The organism is Halomonas sp. SIMBA_159, assembly GCF_046536035.1.
Classification (GTDB): domain Bacteria; phylum Pseudomonadota; class Gammaproteobacteria; order Pseudomonadales; family Halomonadaceae; genus Vreelandella; species Vreelandella venusta_A.
The window spans coordinates 1-287 of record NZ_JAWJBT010000332.1 but is presented as its reverse complement, the minus strand read 5'-3'; the positions used below and the strand labels follow the sequence as shown (position 1 = coordinate 287).

1 protein-coding gene is annotated in these 287 nt (G+C 55.4%); it reads right to left on the bottom strand.

Going from position 1 to position 287, the window contains the following annotated elements:
• On the bottom strand, positions 1 to 266 hold a 266-nt coding region (locus R0J87_RS19505; protein WP_498888316.1), incomplete at its 3' end, for a hypothetical protein.
• Positions 267 to 287: the final 21 nt, after the last annotated feature.

Here is a 287-nt window from a genome sequence, read left to right as displayed (position 1 = left end):
TCCCGGTCAGTGAATTGGGTATGGCGGGTCTTTGTCACGAGCTCGCCGTCGCGATAGATGTCATAGGTTTCGATGCCGTCGATCGCGCCCCAAGCGAGTGATACACGCTTATGCGAGACGATGGTCGACAAGACGATCTGTTCAAGCTGATTGATGCAGTCGGGATCGCGCTTTTCGGTGCCGGTCAATAGTTTTAAAGCGGTCATCCACTGGCCTTGAGGCGATTGGCGTTCAATCGTATAGCGAATCAATTCGCCGGGGCTCAAGCCCTCGTCCCGGAAGGAGGA